Below are 16,182 nucleotides of genomic sequence, written 5' to 3' on the forward strand. Positions count from 1 at the left end.
GAGATATTCATGTCTTGTTGATTATTTTCGCAAATTACGTTCACTAGTCAGCCTGTTCTGTTGATTGACCAGTCGGCCTTCGTCCTGAACGGTTTGTTCAGGCGGTGATAGCCCTCCTGCTCCATTCTCTAAGAATGGCCTCAAGTGATCTTCCCTTGTGTTTTCCTGTTCCAGTCTCCTGAGCGTATCTTTCACATGGTTGTCCATTGATTGATCATCCTCCTTGGTGACGGGATAGTTATCATTACCCGCCTCCTGGAAGAATAAACACTTTACTGGAATTATTTTTTTATTATTTTGCACCAAAATAAATACCAGGTCTGCGGTCTTCAAAAACAGGGATGCGTCCCCGCACTTCATCAACAAGGGAAGGACGAATCAATCCTGTCACGATCTCTTCCCCTTCTCCTCCCTCAGCCACGATTTCGCCCCAAGGATCAATAATAAGAGAGTGTCCAAAAAATTCGGTATCTCCCCCTTTACCGACCCGGTTGCACGCAATCACATACATCTGATTTTCAATCGCTCGTGCTGTCAGCAGTGTGCGCCAGTGGTGCAAACGTGGATTCGGCCATTCTGCAGGGACAATCAATGCTCTGGCCCCGTTCAATGCAAGCGTACGGGCTAGTTCTGGAAAACGGATATCATAACAGATGGACGCCCCTGCGGTCAGACCGTTCTCCAGTTCGAAAATTTTAGGGTCTGCTCCAGGCTGCAAATATTTCTCCTCATCCATCAGGCGGAATAAATGCAATTTATCATAACGTGTAACCTGCTTACCTTCACTGTTGTAGGCATACATGGTATTAAAAATTTGTCCGTTTCGCTTCTCTGCTATAGATCCACCGACAATTGAAATCTGATGCTTCTCGGCAAATGCTGATAACCACTCCCGTGATTTTTGCCCTTCCGGGTCAGCGAGCTCATGGATTTGCTCCAAAGCGTAACCAGTATTCCACATTTCCGGCAGTACGGCCAGCCCCAGATCCGGATATTGTTCAACTGCTTGCTCAAGCAGATTCTGCATATGTTGATGATTGGCTTCAGGATTACCAAGCTGAATGTCACCTTGAATCAGGGCAACACGCATTTCCCCCAATGGTTGTTTTGTCATGACGTGCACTCCTCCGAACTGTAATACCTGTTATCATAGCTTGATTCGCGCGAAGCCTGCAACAACGTTTTGATCAACCTTATTTATGACTTCAATTCCTTCTAATTAACGATTATAGAGGATGGGGTAGTTCGTTTCAGCAATTCAGGGAACAAGCTCTGCAATCGGCTGTACGATAAGGCGTCTCCCATATTCCACACCTGCTCATCCAACGTGTACACTTTTCCTTTTTTTACAGCGGGCAGCTCCTTCCACTCATCACTTTCAAACAGCTTCTCCGTTGCTGTCCTGGCCGCATCGCTCTCTGGCAGCATGACAAAAATATGATCCCCCGCATACTGGCTTATCGACTCTGTTGAAATCTCCTTGTAGGCCCTCCGGCAGCTAGAGCTTCCTGCACTTTGCTTACAGGCGTAAACCCCTGAGGGTGATACAAAAACGGAGCCAGTCCGATATTGCCCATGACAAACAAGCGGGCACCTCGATGATGCACAAGTACCGAAGCCGTTTCGCCAAGCTGAATCCACGGTTTTATGCTGCTCCACATCTCCTCGGTTCTCCTGTGATACGATCCTATCCATGATATTGATTATCATTATCGTAAACGATCATAAGATAAAGCATCTTCTTCGACAATGGACAAACACGAATCTGGTCCATTCGGTTTTGTACAAAAACCTGTTTACATGGTAGACAAAAAGACCTCAAATCACTTATCCCCTCTATACAGCTCGGGATTAGCGTGATAAATTAATGAATACTATTCCCATTTATATGAACCGGAGTGATGAAATTAATGAGTAATCTACAGCAAAATTCGGGTCGTTCCGCCTTTGATATACCTACCTCAGACGTCATGACACAGCTGCCAACGCAATTTTTTGCAACACTCGTGCAAAATGTGAACCGTGAAATCGCAAGTGGTCACGACGTAATTAATCTTGGTCAGGGGAACCCGGACACTCCTACACCACCGCATATCGTAAAAACATTGCAGGAGTCTGCCGAAAATCCGCTTTATCATAAATATTCACCATTTAGTGGACACGCCTTCCTGAAGGAAGCCATCGCCAAACGTTATAAAGAAGATTACAACGTTGACCTGGATCCGGAGACTGAAGTTGCGATTTTGTTCGGTGGGAAAACGGGGCTTGTACAGCTGCCGCAAGTGCTGCTTAATCCCGGGGACGTATGTCTCGTTCCTGATCCAGGTTATCCGGATTACTGGTCCGGGGTGGCCCTTGCCAAAGCGCAAATGTCCTTTATGCCTCTATTGGAGTCGAATGCATTCCTTCCTGATTATGAGGCCATCTCGGATGAAATTCGCAATAAGGCCAAGCTGATGTATTTAAACTATCCCAACAATCCAACATCCGCGACTGCCCCGCTGTCATTCTATGAAGATACGGTGGAATTCGCGATACGGAACAAGATTGTCGTTGCCAGCGACTTCGCATATGGTGCGATTGGGTTTGACGGACATCGTCCGGTCAGTTTCCTGCAGGCGCCTGGCGCCAAGGAAGTCGGAATTGAATTCTATACATTATCCAAAACCTACAATATGGCAGGCTGGCGGGTAGGCTTCGCCCTGGGTAATACGGAGATTATCTCCAAAATCAACCTGCTCCAGGATCACATTTACGTTAGCCTATTTGGCGGCATTCAGGCTGCGGCAGCTGCAGCCCTGACCTCCTCCCAACAATGTGTTACCGATCTGGTTGCGCGGTATGAATCCCGCCGTAATGCATTACATGAAGCACTTTCCTCCATCGGATGGCAGGCTTCGAAGCCCGGGGGTTCTTTCTTCAGCTGGCTGCCTGTTCCTTCCGGGTTTACCTCAGCCGAATTTGCAGATTTACTGCTTCGGGAAGCCAAAGTCGCTGTTGCACCGGGTATCGGGTTTGGCACACATGGAGAAGGCTACGTCCGCGCAGGTTTGCTGAGTGACGAGAAGCGATTGGAGGAAGCTGCCAGAAGGATTGGCAAGCTGAACTTGTTTAAGTAATTAAAGGCCGCATACCCCTTTGCATCTGCCAAGTTTCCATGGTATGTTATTAACAAATATCGAACGAAACGTGATGACGGGACCAGTACGAGAGAACAAGCCGCGCCCAGAGAGTAAATTCCACCGGGCTGCAAGAATTTACCGCGGCTTCTCTCCGAAACCTACCCCTGAGCGGCCTGTTTATGCAGGACAGTGCCTTCTGTTACAGGGCGAGAGCCGGATGATGCATTCATCAATAAAGGTGGTACCGCGGAAGTAACAAACTTTCGTCCTTTTTACAACAAAGGACGGGAGTTTTTTTTGTACCTGGATAACAGCCCATTCGTATCTCATTCATTATGTTTAAGGAAGTGAAAGCATGTCTTCACGAATAGTAGTCAAGATTGGGAGCAGTTCGCTTACCACCGAGGAAGGCGGCCTTGACCGCAGTTCCATATCATTTTACGCCAGTGAGATCGCTTCGCTCTATGAACAGGGCCATGAAGTTCTCCTGGTCACTTCCGGAGCCGTTGCTGCCGGATTCCGTGAAATTGGTTACCCTCAGCGTCCCAAAATGCTGCATGAGAAGCAAGCGGCTGCCGCAGTAGGTCAGGCATTGTTGATGCAGGCATATCAACAGGCTTTTGCAGCGCACCGCGTTACTACAGCACAAATTTTGCTAACCAGAACCGATTTTCACAGTCGGAAACGAATGGGAAATGCAGGCATGACCGTAGAAGAGCTGCTCCGACAACGCGTCATTCCCATTTTCAACGAGAATGATACGGTTTCAGTAGACGAGTTGAAATTCGGGGATAACGATCTGCTCTCTGCGCTCGTTGCCAATTTGGTAAAAGCCCAACATCTTGTTATTCTCACGGATACCAACGGACTCTATACGGCAGATCCCCGCAAGGATCCGAGTGCTGTACGCTATGATCGAATCCCTGAAATTACTGAAGAAATCTATGCGTATGCCGGAGGTTCAGGTTCATCGGTCGGTACAGGTGGCATGCGGTCCAAAGTCGATGCAGCCAAAGTAGCAACACGCGGAGGCGTCCCTGTCTTTGTAGGCAGCGTCAAGGAACCCGGCGACTTGCAAAACGCGGTGGAGGGCTGTGGCAAGGGGACCTATTTCGAAACTCGTCTGGCCGCACTCTCGCGCAAGAAACAATGGTTAGGCTTCATGTCAACACCTCTCGGTACAGTTGTCGTGGATGCTGGTGCCGAAGAAGCTCTTGTTCACGGCGGTCATAGTCTGCTGCCCGTAGGCGTCAGACGTGTGCTTGGCACATTCCACGCAGGTGACGTTGTCGAGGTCATGGGTATGGACGAGACACTACTTGGCCGAGGCATTGTCAATTATGATGATGATCAGCTTCGCCTTATCGCAGGTTTGCCAAGTGGAGAAGTCATGAAGACCCTGAATGCCATCCACCGGCTTGAGGTCATCCATCGAGACGAATGGATTACGTTAAAATAACAAGTAATTGGTTGTATAGGTTAGAGCATGGACTTGCATAAATGAAGGAGGAATTTCAGATGAGTGAAGTAAGACAAAAAGCCAGCAAAGCTCAATCGTCTGTTCCACAGTTGAACCGTTTGAGTACTGACCAGAAAAATAAAGCCTTGCTTGCCATGGCGGATGCGCTTATTACGGAATCGGAATCCATTATTACCGCCAATGCAGAAGATCTCGAACGTGGCAGAGAGCAAGGGACGCCAGAATCCATGCTTGATCGTCTCGCTTTGAACAACGAGCGTATCGCGGGAATTGCAGAGGGATTGCGTCAGATTGTTGAACTCCCAGATCCTGTTGGTGAAGTACTGGAATCATTTACGCGTCCAGATGGACTCCACATTGAAAAATTAAGGGTGCCGATTGGCCTGATTGGCATTATCTATGAGGCCCGTCCTAACGTTACGGTTGATGCAGCAGGGCTATGTCTCAAGACCGGCAATGCCGTTCTGCTGCGCGGGGGTTCTTCTGCCCTCTCTTCCAATCGTCGTATTGTAGAAGTACTCCATCAGGCACTAGCCAAAACAGACCTGCCGCCGGATGCGCTGCAGCTCGTGGAAGACGCTAACCGCTCTTCCGTCGATGAAATGCTCAAGTTGAATGGACTACTGGACGTCATTATTCCAAGAGGCGGTGCTTCACTGATTCGTAACGTGGTGGCCAATGCAACGGTACCCGTCATCGAAACAGGCGCAGGCATCTGCCATACGTATGTGGATGAAACGGCGGATCCTGTCATGGCAGCAGAAATTGCGATCAACGCAAAAGCACAGCGCCCATCCGTATGTAATTCCATGGAAACCCTGCTGCTTCATGCTGCTTATGCAGAACAGCATTTGCCTGCCTTGGCCGAACAATTCCGTGAGGCAAACGTTGTGTTGAAGGGTTGTGACACGACTCGTCGTCTGGTCCCTACTGCCCTTCCCGTTACAGAAGAAGACTACGCTACAGAGTATAATGATTATATTTTGAATATACGAGTTGTGAAGGGTCTGGAAGAAGCCATGCAGCATATTGCAGCTTATGGCACCAAACATTCCGAATGCATCGTCACCCGTGATACAGCTCATGCGGAACGCTTTTTGCATGATGTGGATGCTGCCGCAGTTTATCACAATGCTTCCACACGCTTCACGGACGGATTCGAGTTCGGTTATGGAGCGGAAATAGGAATTAGCACACAGAAGCTGCATGCTCGTGGTCCAATGGGACTGCCTGCCCTTACTTCTACCAAATACCGCGTTACCGGCAATGGACAAATTCGGCAATAATATCGCAGCTACAGCCATATAGGAGGAACGATAACCATGAGTCAAGAACAACAGACGTTATTACAACAAAAGATTACTTTCCACGGAGCAGGTGCCATGGCAGAAGCCATTGTGCGCGGACTGATCTCCCGCCTCGTTGTACGCCCGCAGGATATTACGATGCTGAACCGGAGCAACCAGAAACGTCAGGAAGAGCTGAGTACTCGTTATGCCGTTCGTACAGGAACAGCCTCCCAATCATCAGAAGTGCTCTCCGCTTCTCCCGTTATTGTACTTGCCATGAAACCAAAAGACGCTGCGGCAGCTCTTCGTGAGCTTGGTCCCCTCCTGTCACCGGACCAGCTTATCGTCTCTGTCATCGCCGGATTATCCATCCGCACGATGCAGACCCTGCTCGGCCGCAAACAACCGATCGCTCGATCCATGCCGAATACATCCAGTACGATCGGACTTGGTGCAACAGGACTTGCCTTCTCCGCCGAAATTACCGATGAGCAGCGCAGTACGGTCATGACGATGTTTGAAGCGGTAGGCATTGTCACCATTGTTCCGGAAGAGAAACTGGAAGTGCTCACGGGTATTTCCGGAAGCGGCCCGGCTTATGTATACTATTTGATGGAAGCCATGATTGCGGCGGGGATCCGCGGCGGGCTGTCCAGCCAGCAATCCCGCGACCTGACTGTTCAGACTGTACTTGGTGCGGCGAGAATGGTTCAGCAAACGGGAGCGGAGCCCATGAAGCTTCGCAGTGATGTGACCTCACCTGGAGGCGCCACACAGGCAGCACTCAAAACACTGGATGAGGGCGATTTCTTCGAAAACGTGATTGCAGCCGTCAACCGCTGCGCAGAGCGCTCACGGGAGATGGGAGCTGCTTTGGAAGGAGATTTAAAATGAACAACATGTGTACTGCCACATATCGTCTGCATGATGATCGTGCAGATTTTCGCAAAAAAGCGGAATCCATTGCGGTCGGCATGACTGTTGGCAGTTGGACTGAATTGCCGCAAGCCAAGCGTGAAGCCATGCAGAAACATCTTGGCGAAGTGATAAGCGTAGAGGTACATGAACATGAGAGCATGGCTCCAGGAGAACGATATGCAGATATTACAATCGGATATCCGGATGTGAACTTCAGCCGCGATATTCCGGCTTTACTCGTCACCGTCTTTGGCAAAATTTCGATGGATGGCCGGATCAAGCTGACAAGACTGGGCTTCTCGGACGGATTCCTAAGTGCATTCCCTGGTCCGAAATTTGGACTGAATGGGGTTCGTGATCTGCTTGGTGTTCATGATCGTCCTTTGTTAATGAGCATCTTCAAATCGGTCATTGGTCTGGATGCAGATGAGCTGCGCGAACAGTTTATCCGTCAGGCTCTTGGCGGAGTTGATCTGATCAAGGATGACGAAATTCTGTTTGAAAATAAGCTGACACCTATTGAGAAAAGAGTCGAGGTTTGCATGAAGGCTGCGGAGCAGGCCCGCCAGGAGACTGGCAAGAAATTGCTGTATGCGGCCAACCTGACCGGCCCAACTTCGCGCTTGAAGAAGCAGGCTGAACGAGCGATTGATGCGGGTGCCAATGCCCTGTTGTTTAACGTTTTGTCGTACGGATATGATGTTCTGCACGAGCTTACAAGTGATCCGGACATTAATGTGCCAATCATGGCGCATCCCGCCCTTGCTGGCGCACTGTACCCTTCACCGCATTACGGAATATCCGCTTCGGTGCTGCTGGGTCAACTGATGCGTCTTGCCGGAGCGGATCTCGTTCTCTTCCCTTCGCCTTACGGATCGGTGACTATGCCAAAAGAAGAAAATATGGCCATTACGGAGCAGCTGCTCTCCAAAGAGCTCCCGGTCAGAACCAGCATGCCGGTTCCATCCGCTGGGATTCATCCAGGTCTTGTGCCATTAATTCTCCGTGATTTTGGCACGGATGTTATCGTGAACGCCGGTGGAGGTATCCACGGACATCCAATGGGTACTGAGGCAGGTGGGCGTGCATTCTTGCAAGCTATTGAGGCGGCACAGCGTGGAATTCCGCTTGCAGAGTATGCATCTGAGCACCCCGAGTTGAAAAGTGCCCTGGACCTGTGGGGTGGTGAACGATGAGAAGTGACAAGAAAACGGTCATTTTCTGTGATTTTGATGGCACGATTACCCTTTCGGACAATATTGTCGCGATCATGAAGCACTTTAAGCCTGCAGGTTTTGAGGCGATCATGAAAGATACGGTGGATCAAAACATTACCCTGCGTGAAGGGGTCGGAGCCATGTTTGCTCTGCTGCCTGCATCGCAAAAGGATGAAATTGTTGAATTTGTGCTTGGACAAGCAGGCATCCGCGAGGGATTTGGCGAGTTTCTGGAATATGTTCGGAACGAAGGCATTGAATTCAATGTCACCAGTGGCGGGATGGACTTTTTTATCGAACCACTGCTTGCTCCCTTTAACATTCCACAAGATCACGTCTATTGTAACGGTGCAGACTTTACAGGTGATTTCATTCGCATTGAATGGCCTAATCCATGTCAGCCCCCTTGTGAGAACGGCTGTGGTATGTGCAAAACGACGGTAATCCGCACATTCCCGGAAGAACAATATAATCGCATTCTGATCGGAGACAGTCTAACCGATTTTGAAGGTGCCAAAATTGCCGATCTGGTGTACTCCCGTTCCATCCTGACGGACAAGTGCATAGAACTTGGTGTAGACCATGTGCCCTTTGCTACCTTTTACGATATTATGGAAGACATGAAACAGAAGCAAACACAAGGAGTGCTGTAAAAATGGGGTTTGAGAAGATTACATTGGAACACAAACGTCAGGTGCTGGAGGAACTTGCTGATATTAAAGCCCTCTTTGCCAGCCGCAACTGGTTCCCTGGAACAAGCGGCAACCTGTCGATGCGTGTGGGAGAGTTTGATCCCGAGCAATTTTATTTTGCCGTTACGGCTTCAGGCAAGGATAAATCGCTTCGCACGCCGGAAGATTTCCTGTTTGTGGACAAGCATGGTAAAGCGATCGAAACAACAACTCTGAAACCAAGTGCAGAAACGCTGATTCATTGTGAAATCTATCGTTTGACTGGCTGCGGGGCTGTATTCCATGTACACACTGTATTTAACAACCTGATCAGCGAGTTCTTTGGCGGAGAAGGTCATGTGCCGATCCAAGGCATCGAACTGATCAAAGCTTTTAACATTTGGGAAGAAAATGCCGAGATTCGTGTGCCGGTACTGCCAAACTTTGCTGATATTCCATCCATTGCTGAACTGGTTCCAGGTGTGCTTGACTCAAAAGTGCCGGGAATTTTACTGCGCAATCATGGTATTTATGCCTGGGGCAAAGATGCATTTGAAGCCAAAAGGCATCTGGAAGCATTCGAGTTTCTGTTCGAAGTGATGTATCGTCAGCTGCTGCTGAAAGGTATTTCGAAATAGCCATCATTTTCTCACTGTTATTCAGGAGCAAATCAAAAACACGCTATGAGCTGAGCAATCAGTCATAGCGTGTTTTTTTGGTTTGGGGCTCCTACAAGTCCAAAATTCACCTTAATTTATACTCAATTATCCCGATCCTTGAACAGGACCAGATTAGACGAATCGTCTTCTTTTCCGTGTAATCCGCTATGCTGCGCAATTGCACGCTGCTTGCCAAAGAGAAGCTTCAATCCGCCAAAAATAAGCAATAGCGAAACAATAACCGTGTTCACATAGGAACGGATTTCATACGTCATAAACAGATTAGGGAACATTTCGTTCAGTTGTGGAATGACAAGCCGGATTGCCAGATAATACACGCCAAGTGCTGCAATTCCGAATCCAATCAGACGCTGATGTCTAGCCCAATCCTTAAATATCGGTTGATCCGTCAGCGGTTCCCGGCCATAGCGGCTTGAACACTGCAGCCCATCAAAGAAGCTGTAGAACCAAACCAGCGGAATCATGAACAGGAAAACGGACAAATGCAGCAGGTCCAAAATATAAATGCTGCCGAGGAACAGGAACATTAATTGCATTCCTCGTTTCTGAAGACCCAGGTACAGATGACCTGCCCCTGGAAAAGCCGACAAAAGGGTAGCTAACACCTTGCTGCGTCGTCCAGATGCTCTGCCCATTTCCAATTCTTCGAACAATGTACGGTCCTGCAATACTTCACCTGCCTGCTTTCGATGTACATGCTGTACAGCGTCAAACATGCAGTAAACCCAAATGACTGGCAGAATAAGCAGAAACATCAGAAAGGTCTCTTCATTGGTAATGGAAGCAACAAAGACCATCATCGCGAAAGAGCCAAAGAATGCGATCAAAAAGGATAGTCCCCGATGAAGCAGCCCCAGATGAAGATGTCCCAGACCTGGGATGAATGACAATAAAATGGTAAAGAATCGTTCACCTTCACTGCCTTTGCGATAAACGGGTTGGCCGTATGTACCCTCAGGAATACCATAGCCATTGGCAGAATGCTGACGTATCTCTTCCCCATTCATTGGCTCCATAACGCCATTTGGATCCGGATAGCCCTGTTCATATGGACTTCCTGGATATGGACCATATTGAGCCTCGTAGCCCCTGTAATGAGCATTGCGTGCAGAAGGGGTACGCAGCAGAACAATGATGATGTCCAGCATGTTGATGCACCAGAAGAAAAAGGCAGCGAGTGCTCCGAATATCATCAAGTCCCGTTCATCCCCAATTACTGCCAACATGAAGGCACCTATCAAAGAGCCAAACACGATTAATGGGTAAATCATCGCCTTAGCGGTTCGACCCCAATAGAGAAAACCAAGACCCGGGATCACATTTAATAAAAATGCAAATATTTTGTTGCGATCTGATTGCACAGTCGTCATCCTTTCTTTTCAGGCAATGCGTATGATTTATGGTTTAGGCTTGAAGTTATCCAGCCAATTGGTGGCGGCTTCCGTCCATTTTTGTGTAAAAGATCCCCGCTGCTCGCCGTCATTGAACTTGTGATAGGGCGCTACCTTATCAAATACTCCGGAGGAGAGAAAGATCAGCGTCAGGCAAGCCGCTACAGCATAATGAAACACCTTGTGCTCCAGCCAGCGTCTGCTTCGTCCTGAACGTGATTTGCGCTTGCTTCCTGACGGGTTCAGATCCGTAATACGCTCCATGATGGAATCGGCAAAGTGGGCCGGATTCTCAAGTTGTGGCCATGTTTGATAAATCCCCATCGCTTCCAAGTAGTTATCCATGGCTTCCGGATCTTCAATGATAGCCTTTTCCATGGTAACAGCCTGGTCACCGGTAACTCGTCCTTCGATATAATCCATCCAGTCCTGCACACTGTACATCTCGTTTTTACTCACGCCACTCATCCTCCTTCCAATGACTTCTGATCCACTGCCGGGCACGATACAAACGGGATTCCACGGTTTTGACAGCCACCTGGGCATCATGTGCGATCTGCTCATAATTTTTTTCGCTTAAATAATACGCAGTAATAATGTCCCTATGCTGGGCAGGCAGTTGATTGATTCGTTCACGCAGGGTTTCCTTGCGCTCTTCCCGAACGAGCCGGGCCAAAATATCTTCCTCGCTTCCAGGCAGGTTGATTATTCGTTCTTCTCCACCCAGATCTTCACTGCTTCGCCGGCCCAGCTTGCGTTTTGCATCAATGGCTTTGTGAAAGGCAATTCGGGTAAGCCACGTTTTGAAGCCTTCGGAACGGTACTCGGGGAGAGATTTATACATCTGAATGAACGCCTCCTGAGCTGCATCCTGCGCCTCCTGATCGTTCCTGAGTACGGAATATGCCACATGATATACATGCTGGCTGTACTTATCGATCAACAAGCGAAATTTGGATGCATCTCCTTGACGGATTTGTTCGATTAAGCGCGCTTCGTCAATGACTCTCCCCTCCTCTCCACTACAATAGACGACAACGTTCTGGGCTGCCCCTGCGTATTTATTTAAATTTTTTAAAAATTCTTATCATATCAGTGCCTGAATAGATGATGAGTTCATCAATCACTTCATTGTAGACATCCTTATTTCCTTCCAGCATCAAAAAACAGGCTCAGAATGTTTCTGGCCTGTTCCTTGATTTTCCTTTGCACTCAGACTAGCGTCCACCGCTGCGAAAACGCTGCGTGTATGCCTTCGCGTCCTGAACATTCTTCACCCGGTTGCGGCTCCACTCCAGCAGGATGCGGTCAATATAGCGGAAATGTACTTTACCGGCAAATACCGCTTCCTTCAGGGCCATCAATATCAGTTCTTCCTGATAACGGTCCTGATCCAGCCAGCTGGAGATCGTTTCGCATTCCATCGGTGAAAGCGGACGACCAAATTCTTTCTCGAAGATGGAAAACATATTACGTTCTTCCTCTTCTATTTGAACACTGTTCGAATTAGGACGTGCTGTCATGCTCATTTGCTGCTGCCTTGCGGCTGCTGCATCTTCAGCAACACATGTTGCGAGTTTGGCATACAATCCATGCAGATCGTAACGCTCATACTGAATATCCCGCTCTTCGTCCCGATGTTCATCAATGGATATATACCCATCCCTCATCAACCGTTGGAGCATTCGGGCAATACCTTCGGGGGCAAGTCCCATTCGTCCCGCCAGCTCTTCCAGGGTAGGAAACTCATTGAATTCTGCCTGACGGTAGCCGAGCAATTGAATCAGCAAAAGCACTTCGGCATCTGATAATCCGAGTTGGTGATAAAAACGCAACAAAGCATACGGGAGCTGTGCTGTCCCAGACGTTAACCCGTAAGCTACGCCACTGAGCCACGCTTTGGAGCCGGTTTCTTCCATAGACTCGTGATTAATCATTAAGGGTACAGACGGTAGAGCATACGCGGGAATGCAATTGTCTCACGTACATGATCCAACCCGCAGATCCATGCTACTGTCCGCTCCAATCCCAGACCGAATCCGGAGTGAGGTACTGATCCGTATTTACGCAGATCCAGGTACCATTGATACGCCTCGTCAGACAGCTTGTACTCTTCAAAGCGCTGCTGCATCAACTCGGGATCATCGATACGTTGGGATCCGCCAATGATTTCGCCGTAACCCTCTGGTGCGATCATGTCCGCGCAGAGAACCACTTCTGGGCGATTCGGGTCCGGTTTCATGTAAAATGCCTTGATGCCAGCGGGGTAATGCGTAATAAATACAGGCGTATTATACTTCTCCGCAATCGCTGTCTCGTGAGGAGCACCAAAATCTTCTCCCCAAGGAATATCAAAGCCTTGTCCATTCAGGAATTCAATCGCCTCATCATACGTAATACGCGGGAATGGAGCTACGATCCCTTCCAGTTTGGATACGTCACGTCCGATGGATTCCAGTTCGGCACGGCAGTTTTTCACGACAGACTGAACCACGTGTGCAATGAACTTCTCTTGTACTCGCAAACTTTCTTCGTGATCCACAAATGCCATTTCCGGCTCAATCATCCAGAACTCGATCAGATGGCGGCGTGTTTTGGATTTCTCGGCACGGAATGTTGGTCCGAAGGAATATACTTTACCCAGCGCCATCGCCGCAGCTTCCATGTACAATTGGCCACTTTGAGTAAGATAAGCATCCTCATCAAAGTATTTGATGTGGAACAGGTTAGTGGTTCCCTCAGCGGATGAAGGTGTCAGAATCGGAGGGTCAACCTGAGTGAATCCGTTACCATCAAAAAACTGCTGAACAGCACGAATGATCTCTGCACGAATCACCATCACAGCACGCTGCTTCGTAGAACGCAGCCATAGATGACGATGATCCATCAAGAAATCCACACCATGCTCTTTCGGTGTAATCGGATAGTTTTCAGTCAAATGAATGATCTCCACGCCCGTAACCGTCATTTCATATCCGGATGCGCTGCGCGGTTCTTCACGAATAATGCCTGTTACATACAAGGAACTTTCTTGCGTGAGGCTTTTGGCATCATTCCATACCTCTTCGCTAACTTCACTCTTTACGACAACCCCTTGAATATATCCGGTTCCATCGCGCAGCTGCAAAAATTGAATTTTACCGCTGGAACGTTTGTTATTAATCCAGGCACCGATCTTCACGGTTTCGCCCACATGCTCATTCACATTACGAATTACACAATCCGTACTCATGCCCATATCTCCCCTTGGTTCCTAAATTTGAAAATGCAGCGGGCAGGCCTCAGCCTGTCCCCTGCACTTCCTTGACATGCTATATTCACTTTACAATTAGATTACTTAGAATTCAATACGATTCGGTGTGTATCACGTGCAATCACCAATTCTTCATTGGTAGGTACAACGAGAACCTCAACCTTGGAGTTTGCTGTTGTGATTCGGCGTGGTTCGCCGGAACGGATGGCATTGAGAGCTTCATCCACTTCCACACCCAGGTAAGTCAGCTGTTCGCATACTTTTTGACGAAGAACGACCGAGTTCTCGCCCACACCAGCTGTAAATACAATCACGTCCACACCGTTCATTGCTGCTGCATACGAACCGATGTATTTACGCAAACGATATTCGTACATTTCGAATGCAAGGGTGGAGTTCGCATCACCGTTCTCCATTCCTTCCGTAATCTCACGCATGTCACTGCTGATGCCCGAGATTGCAAGCAGTCCGCTATGTTTGTTCAACATGGAGTTCACTTCGCTCACGCTCAGTTCTTCCTTATTCATCACGTAAGGCACGATCGCCGGGTCAAGGTCACCACTGCGCGTCCCCATCATCAGACCTTCAAGCGGAGTCATACCCATGGATGTATCTACGGATACGCCACCTTTTACTGCCGTTACGCTACCACCGTTACCAACGTGGCAAGTGATAATTTTGAGATCTTCTACTGGACGGCCTACATACTCAGCCGCAGTCTTGCTTACGTAGTCATGGGAAGTACCATGGGCACCGTAACGACGCACTTTGTATTTTTTGTACAGTACACGCGGAATCGCGTATAGATATGCTTTCTCAGGCATCGTCTGATGGAATGCTGTATCAAATACCATGACCTGAGGTACACCTGGCATATTAAGTTCAGCCGCACGAATACCCATCATTGCTGCTGGGTTGTGAAGTGGTGCCAAATCGAACAAGCGGCGGATTTCAGCCTTCGCTGCATCGTCAACGAGCGCGGATTCCTTGAAGGCTTCCCCGCCGTGAACGACACGGTGTCCAACAGCCTGAATCTCATCGACTGAACCAAGCACGCCGTTTTCTTTATCTGTCAAAATATCGATAACTTTACGAATTGCCGTAGTATGCTCCAAAATTTCACTGACTTCTGTAACATCCTCACGGCCAGTCGGTTTGTGCGTAAGAATGGAGGAATCCATCCCGATCCGTTCAACCAGTCCTTTAGCGAGTACGGACTCATCTGTCATGTCATACAATTGATATTTAAGCGAGGAGCTCCCCGCGTTGATTACGAGTATTTTCACAGCCGGTCACCATCCTTGTCGTACTTGAAGAATCCTTCGCCCGTCTTAACACCGAGATGCCCTGCACGTACCATTTTCTTCAATACAGTAGAAGGACGATATTTGAGTTCTCCGAATTCACGGAACATTCTTTCCAGTGCAGCTTCAACGGAGTCCAATCCGAAACGGTCAGCCATTTCAAGCGGGCCATGCTGGAAGTTGTATCCGATACGCATTGCATCATCAATATCTTCAGCAGAAGCAACGCCTTCTTGAAGAACATGAAGAGCTTCATTGATCAGCAAGCAGATCAGTCTGGACGTAACGAATCCAGGGGATTCATAGATCATTACACCTTTTTTGTCTACAACCTCTTCCACAAATCTTCTTGTTTCATCGAAAGTGGAATCGGATGTTTTCAAACCGCGAATAATTTCTACAAGGTCAACCCGGGAAACCGGGTGAATAAAGTGCATACCAATAACACGCTCTGGGTATTTGGTCGAGCTTGCAAGCTCGGTCAAACTCAGCGTGGATGTGTTACTTGCAAGAATAACGTTACTTGGGCAAACCTGATCCAATTGGCTGAATACCGCCTTTTTGGCTTCCAGATCTTCCGAGATCGTTTCGATAACCATATCGCATGATCCCAGTTCTGCCAGATGAGCTACTTTGGTAATACGGGATAAAATCAATTTTTTCTCGGCTTTGGTAATAGCCCATTTCTCTAATTGCTTATCGAGGTTTGTTTCAATCATGTCATATGCATGATTAAGCTTCTCCGCTGTGTGCTCAACCAGAAGCACATCAAGTCCTTTGGCTGCAAGCATTTGGGAAATGCCTTGTCCCATGGTGCCGCCGCCGACAACTCCTATTTTTTTAAAAAACATGGTTCT

Annotated in this window: 18 protein-coding genes; 7 read left to right on the forward strand and 11 right to left on the reverse strand. The window is 48.4% G+C overall.

Annotation, left to right across the window (positions count from 1 at the left end; all coding sequences use genetic code 11):
* Window positions 1–21: 21 nt before the first annotated feature.
* From GUA98_RS18390 to GUA98_RS29660, 4 genes are all read right to left on the reverse strand, one after another.
* On the reverse strand, window positions 22–207 hold the full coding sequence (locus GUA98_RS18390) for a hypothetical protein (protein WP_095361880.1): 186 nt from the start codon (window positions 205–207) through the stop codon (window positions 22–24).
* Window positions 208–292: 85 nt separating this feature from the next.
* A complete protein-coding gene (locus tag GUA98_RS18395) occupies window positions 293–1,114 on the reverse strand; it encodes a carbon-nitrogen family hydrolase (RefSeq protein WP_193724054.1) in 822 nt (273 codons plus the stop codon).
* 101 nt (window positions 1,115–1,215) lie between these two features.
* Window positions 1,216–1,476 (reverse strand): ABC transporter substrate-binding protein, encoded by a 261-nt coding sequence (locus GUA98_RS29655; protein WP_321573899.1) that lies wholly within the window; start codon window positions 1,474–1,476, stop codon window positions 1,216–1,218.
* The gene (locus tag GUA98_RS29660; RefSeq protein WP_227779876.1) at window positions 1,458–1,661 is read right to left on the reverse strand and encodes a hypothetical protein; all 204 of its coding nucleotides are present in this window, start codon (window positions 1,659–1,661) and stop codon (window positions 1,458–1,460) included. The genes GUA98_RS29655 and GUA98_RS29660 overlap by 19 nt, the downstream gene beginning before the upstream one ends.
* Window positions 1,662–1,910: 249 nt before the next feature.
* Between GUA98_RS29660 and GUA98_RS18405 the strand changes: the two genes are divergently transcribed.
* The 7 genes from GUA98_RS18405 to GUA98_RS18435 all read left to right on the forward strand — a co-directional run bounded on the left by GUA98_RS18405 (window position 1,911) and on the right by GUA98_RS18435 (window position 9,335).
* Complete coding sequence (locus GUA98_RS18405) at window positions 1,911–3,119, forward strand: pyridoxal phosphate-dependent aminotransferase (protein ID WP_193724056.1); 1,209 nt, start codon at window positions 1,911–1,913, stop codon at window positions 3,117–3,119.
* Between the two features lie 358 nt (window positions 3,120–3,477).
* Window positions 3,478–4,581, forward strand: a complete 1,104-nt coding sequence (gene proB / locus GUA98_RS18410; RefSeq protein ID WP_193724057.1) for a glutamate 5-kinase — start codon at window positions 3,478–3,480, stop codon at window positions 4,579–4,581.
* Between the two features lie 59 nt (window positions 4,582–4,640).
* Window positions 4,641–5,888, forward strand: a complete 1,248-nt coding sequence (locus GUA98_RS18415) for a glutamate-5-semialdehyde dehydrogenase (protein ID WP_193724058.1) — start codon at window positions 4,641–4,643, stop codon at window positions 5,886–5,888.
* Window positions 5,889–5,924: 36 nt separating this feature from the next.
* Complete coding sequence (gene proC / locus GUA98_RS18420) at window positions 5,925–6,785, forward strand: pyrroline-5-carboxylate reductase (RefSeq protein ID WP_193724059.1); 861 nt, start codon at window positions 5,925–5,927, stop codon at window positions 6,783–6,785.
* Complete coding sequence (locus tag GUA98_RS18425) at window positions 6,782–8,005, forward strand: 2,3-diketo-5-methylthiopentyl-1-phosphate enolase (protein WP_193724060.1); 1,224 nt, start codon at window positions 6,782–6,784, stop codon at window positions 8,003–8,005. Before proC ends, GUA98_RS18425 begins: the two co-directional genes overlap by 4 nt.
* Window positions 8,002–8,679, forward strand: a complete 678-nt coding sequence (locus GUA98_RS18430) for a 2-hydroxy-3-keto-5-methylthiopentenyl-1-phosphate phosphatase (RefSeq protein WP_193724061.1) — start codon at window positions 8,002–8,004, stop codon at window positions 8,677–8,679. The genes GUA98_RS18425 and GUA98_RS18430 overlap by 4 nt, the downstream gene beginning before the upstream one ends.
* A 2-nt stretch (window positions 8,680–8,681) precedes the next feature.
* Window positions 8,682–9,335, forward strand: coding sequence for a methylthioribulose 1-phosphate dehydratase (locus GUA98_RS18435; protein ID WP_193724062.1), 654 nt, complete (start codon window positions 8,682–8,684; stop codon window positions 9,333–9,335).
* A gap of 122 nt (window positions 9,336–9,457) precedes the next feature.
* Here the strand turns inward: GUA98_RS18435 and GUA98_RS18440 are convergent, their stop codons facing one another.
* The 7 genes from GUA98_RS18440 to GUA98_RS18470 all read right to left on the reverse strand — a co-directional run bounded on the left by GUA98_RS18440 (window position 9,458) and on the right by GUA98_RS18470 (window position 16,176).
* On the reverse strand, window positions 9,458–10,747 hold the full coding sequence (locus tag GUA98_RS18440; protein ID WP_193724063.1) for a multi-tm2 domain protein: 1,290 nt from the start codon (window positions 10,745–10,747) through the stop codon (window positions 9,458–9,460).
* 27 nt (window positions 10,748–10,774) lie between these two features.
* Window positions 10,775–11,227: a hypothetical protein gene (locus GUA98_RS18445; protein ID WP_193724064.1), complete on the reverse strand. Its 453-nt coding sequence runs from the start codon at window positions 11,225–11,227 to the stop codon at window positions 10,775–10,777.
* Window positions 11,220–11,711 carry an RNA polymerase sigma factor gene (locus GUA98_RS18450; RefSeq protein WP_236146820.1) on the reverse strand — a complete coding sequence of 164 codons (492 nt, stop codon included), beginning with the start codon at window positions 11,709–11,711 and terminating at the stop codon, window positions 11,220–11,222. The genes GUA98_RS18445 and GUA98_RS18450 overlap by 8 nt, the downstream gene beginning before the upstream one ends.
* 274 nt (window positions 11,712–11,985) lie before the next feature.
* Complete coding sequence (locus GUA98_RS18455; protein ID WP_227779810.1) at window positions 11,986–12,705, reverse strand: DnaD domain-containing protein; 720 nt, start codon at window positions 12,703–12,705, stop codon at window positions 11,986–11,988.
* Entirely contained in the window at window positions 12,705–14,000 is a 1,296-nt protein-coding gene (gene asnS, locus GUA98_RS18460; RefSeq protein WP_193724065.1) for an asparagine--tRNA ligase, read from the reverse strand. Before asnS ends, GUA98_RS18455 begins: the two co-directional genes overlap by 1 nt.
* 101 nt (window positions 14,001–14,101) lie before the next feature.
* Window positions 14,102–15,307 carry an acetate/propionate family kinase gene (locus GUA98_RS18465; RefSeq protein ID WP_095292787.1) on the reverse strand — a complete coding sequence of 402 codons (1,206 nt, stop codon included), beginning with the start codon at window positions 15,305–15,307 and terminating at the stop codon, window positions 14,102–14,104.
* On the reverse strand, window positions 15,304–16,176 hold the full coding sequence (locus GUA98_RS18470; protein ID WP_095292788.1) for a 3-hydroxyacyl-CoA dehydrogenase family protein: 873 nt from the start codon (window positions 16,174–16,176) through the stop codon (window positions 15,304–15,306). Before GUA98_RS18470 ends, GUA98_RS18465 begins: the two co-directional genes overlap by 4 nt.
* Between the last annotated feature and the right edge of the window lie 6 nt (window positions 16,177–16,182).

It is taken from the genome of Paenibacillus sp. P13VS (assembly GCF_015143645.1).
In the GTDB taxonomy this organism is placed as follows: domain Bacteria; phylum Bacillota; class Bacilli; order Paenibacillales; family Paenibacillaceae; genus Paenibacillus; species Paenibacillus xylanilyticus_A.

Excerpts from the sequence above, each read along its gene's own strand:
- GUA98_RS18390 (WP_095361880.1), bottom strand. The coding sequence starts at position 207 with ATGGACAACCATGTGAAAGATACGCTCAGGAGACTGGAACAGGAAAAC.
- GUA98_RS18395 (WP_193724054.1), bottom strand. The coding sequence starts at position 1,114 with ATGACAAAACAACCATTGGGGGAAATGCGTGTTGCCCTGATTCAAGGT.
- GUA98_RS29660 (WP_227779876.1), bottom strand. The coding sequence starts at position 1,661 with ATGTGGAGCAGCATAAAACCGTGGATTCAGCTTGGCGAAACGGCTTCG.
- GUA98_RS18405 (WP_193724056.1), top strand. The coding sequence starts at position 1,911 with ATGAGTAATCTACAGCAAAATTCGGGTCGTTCCGCCTTTGATATACCT.
- proB (WP_193724057.1), top strand. The coding sequence starts at position 3,478 with ATGTCTTCACGAATAGTAGTCAAGATTGGGAGCAGTTCGCTTACCACC.
- GUA98_RS18415 (WP_193724058.1), top strand. The coding sequence starts at position 4,641 with ATGAGTGAAGTAAGACAAAAAGCCAGCAAAGCTCAATCGTCTGTTCCA.
- proC (WP_193724059.1), top strand. The coding sequence starts at position 5,925 with ATGAGTCAAGAACAACAGACGTTATTACAACAAAAGATTACTTTCCAC.
- GUA98_RS18425 (WP_193724060.1), top strand. The coding sequence starts at position 6,782 with ATGAACAACATGTGTACTGCCACATATCGTCTGCATGATGATCGTGCA.
- GUA98_RS18430 (WP_193724061.1), top strand. The coding sequence starts at position 8,002 with ATGAGAAGTGACAAGAAAACGGTCATTTTCTGTGATTTTGATGGCACG.
- GUA98_RS18435 (WP_193724062.1), top strand. The coding sequence starts at position 8,682 with ATGGGGTTTGAGAAGATTACATTGGAACACAAACGTCAGGTGCTGGAG.
- GUA98_RS18440 (WP_193724063.1), bottom strand. The coding sequence starts at position 10,747 with ATGACGACTGTGCAATCAGATCGCAACAAAATATTTGCATTTTTATTA.
- GUA98_RS18455 (WP_227779810.1), bottom strand. The coding sequence starts at position 12,705 with ATGATTAATCACGAGTCTATGGAAGAAACCGGCTCCAAAGCGTGGCTC.
- asnS (WP_193724065.1), bottom strand. The coding sequence starts at position 14,000 with ATGAGTACGGATTGTGTAATTCGTAATGTGAATGAGCATGTGGGCGAA.
- GUA98_RS18470 (WP_095292788.1), bottom strand. The coding sequence starts at position 16,176 with ATGTTTTTTAAAAAAATAGGAGTTGTCGGCGGCGGCACCATGGGACAA.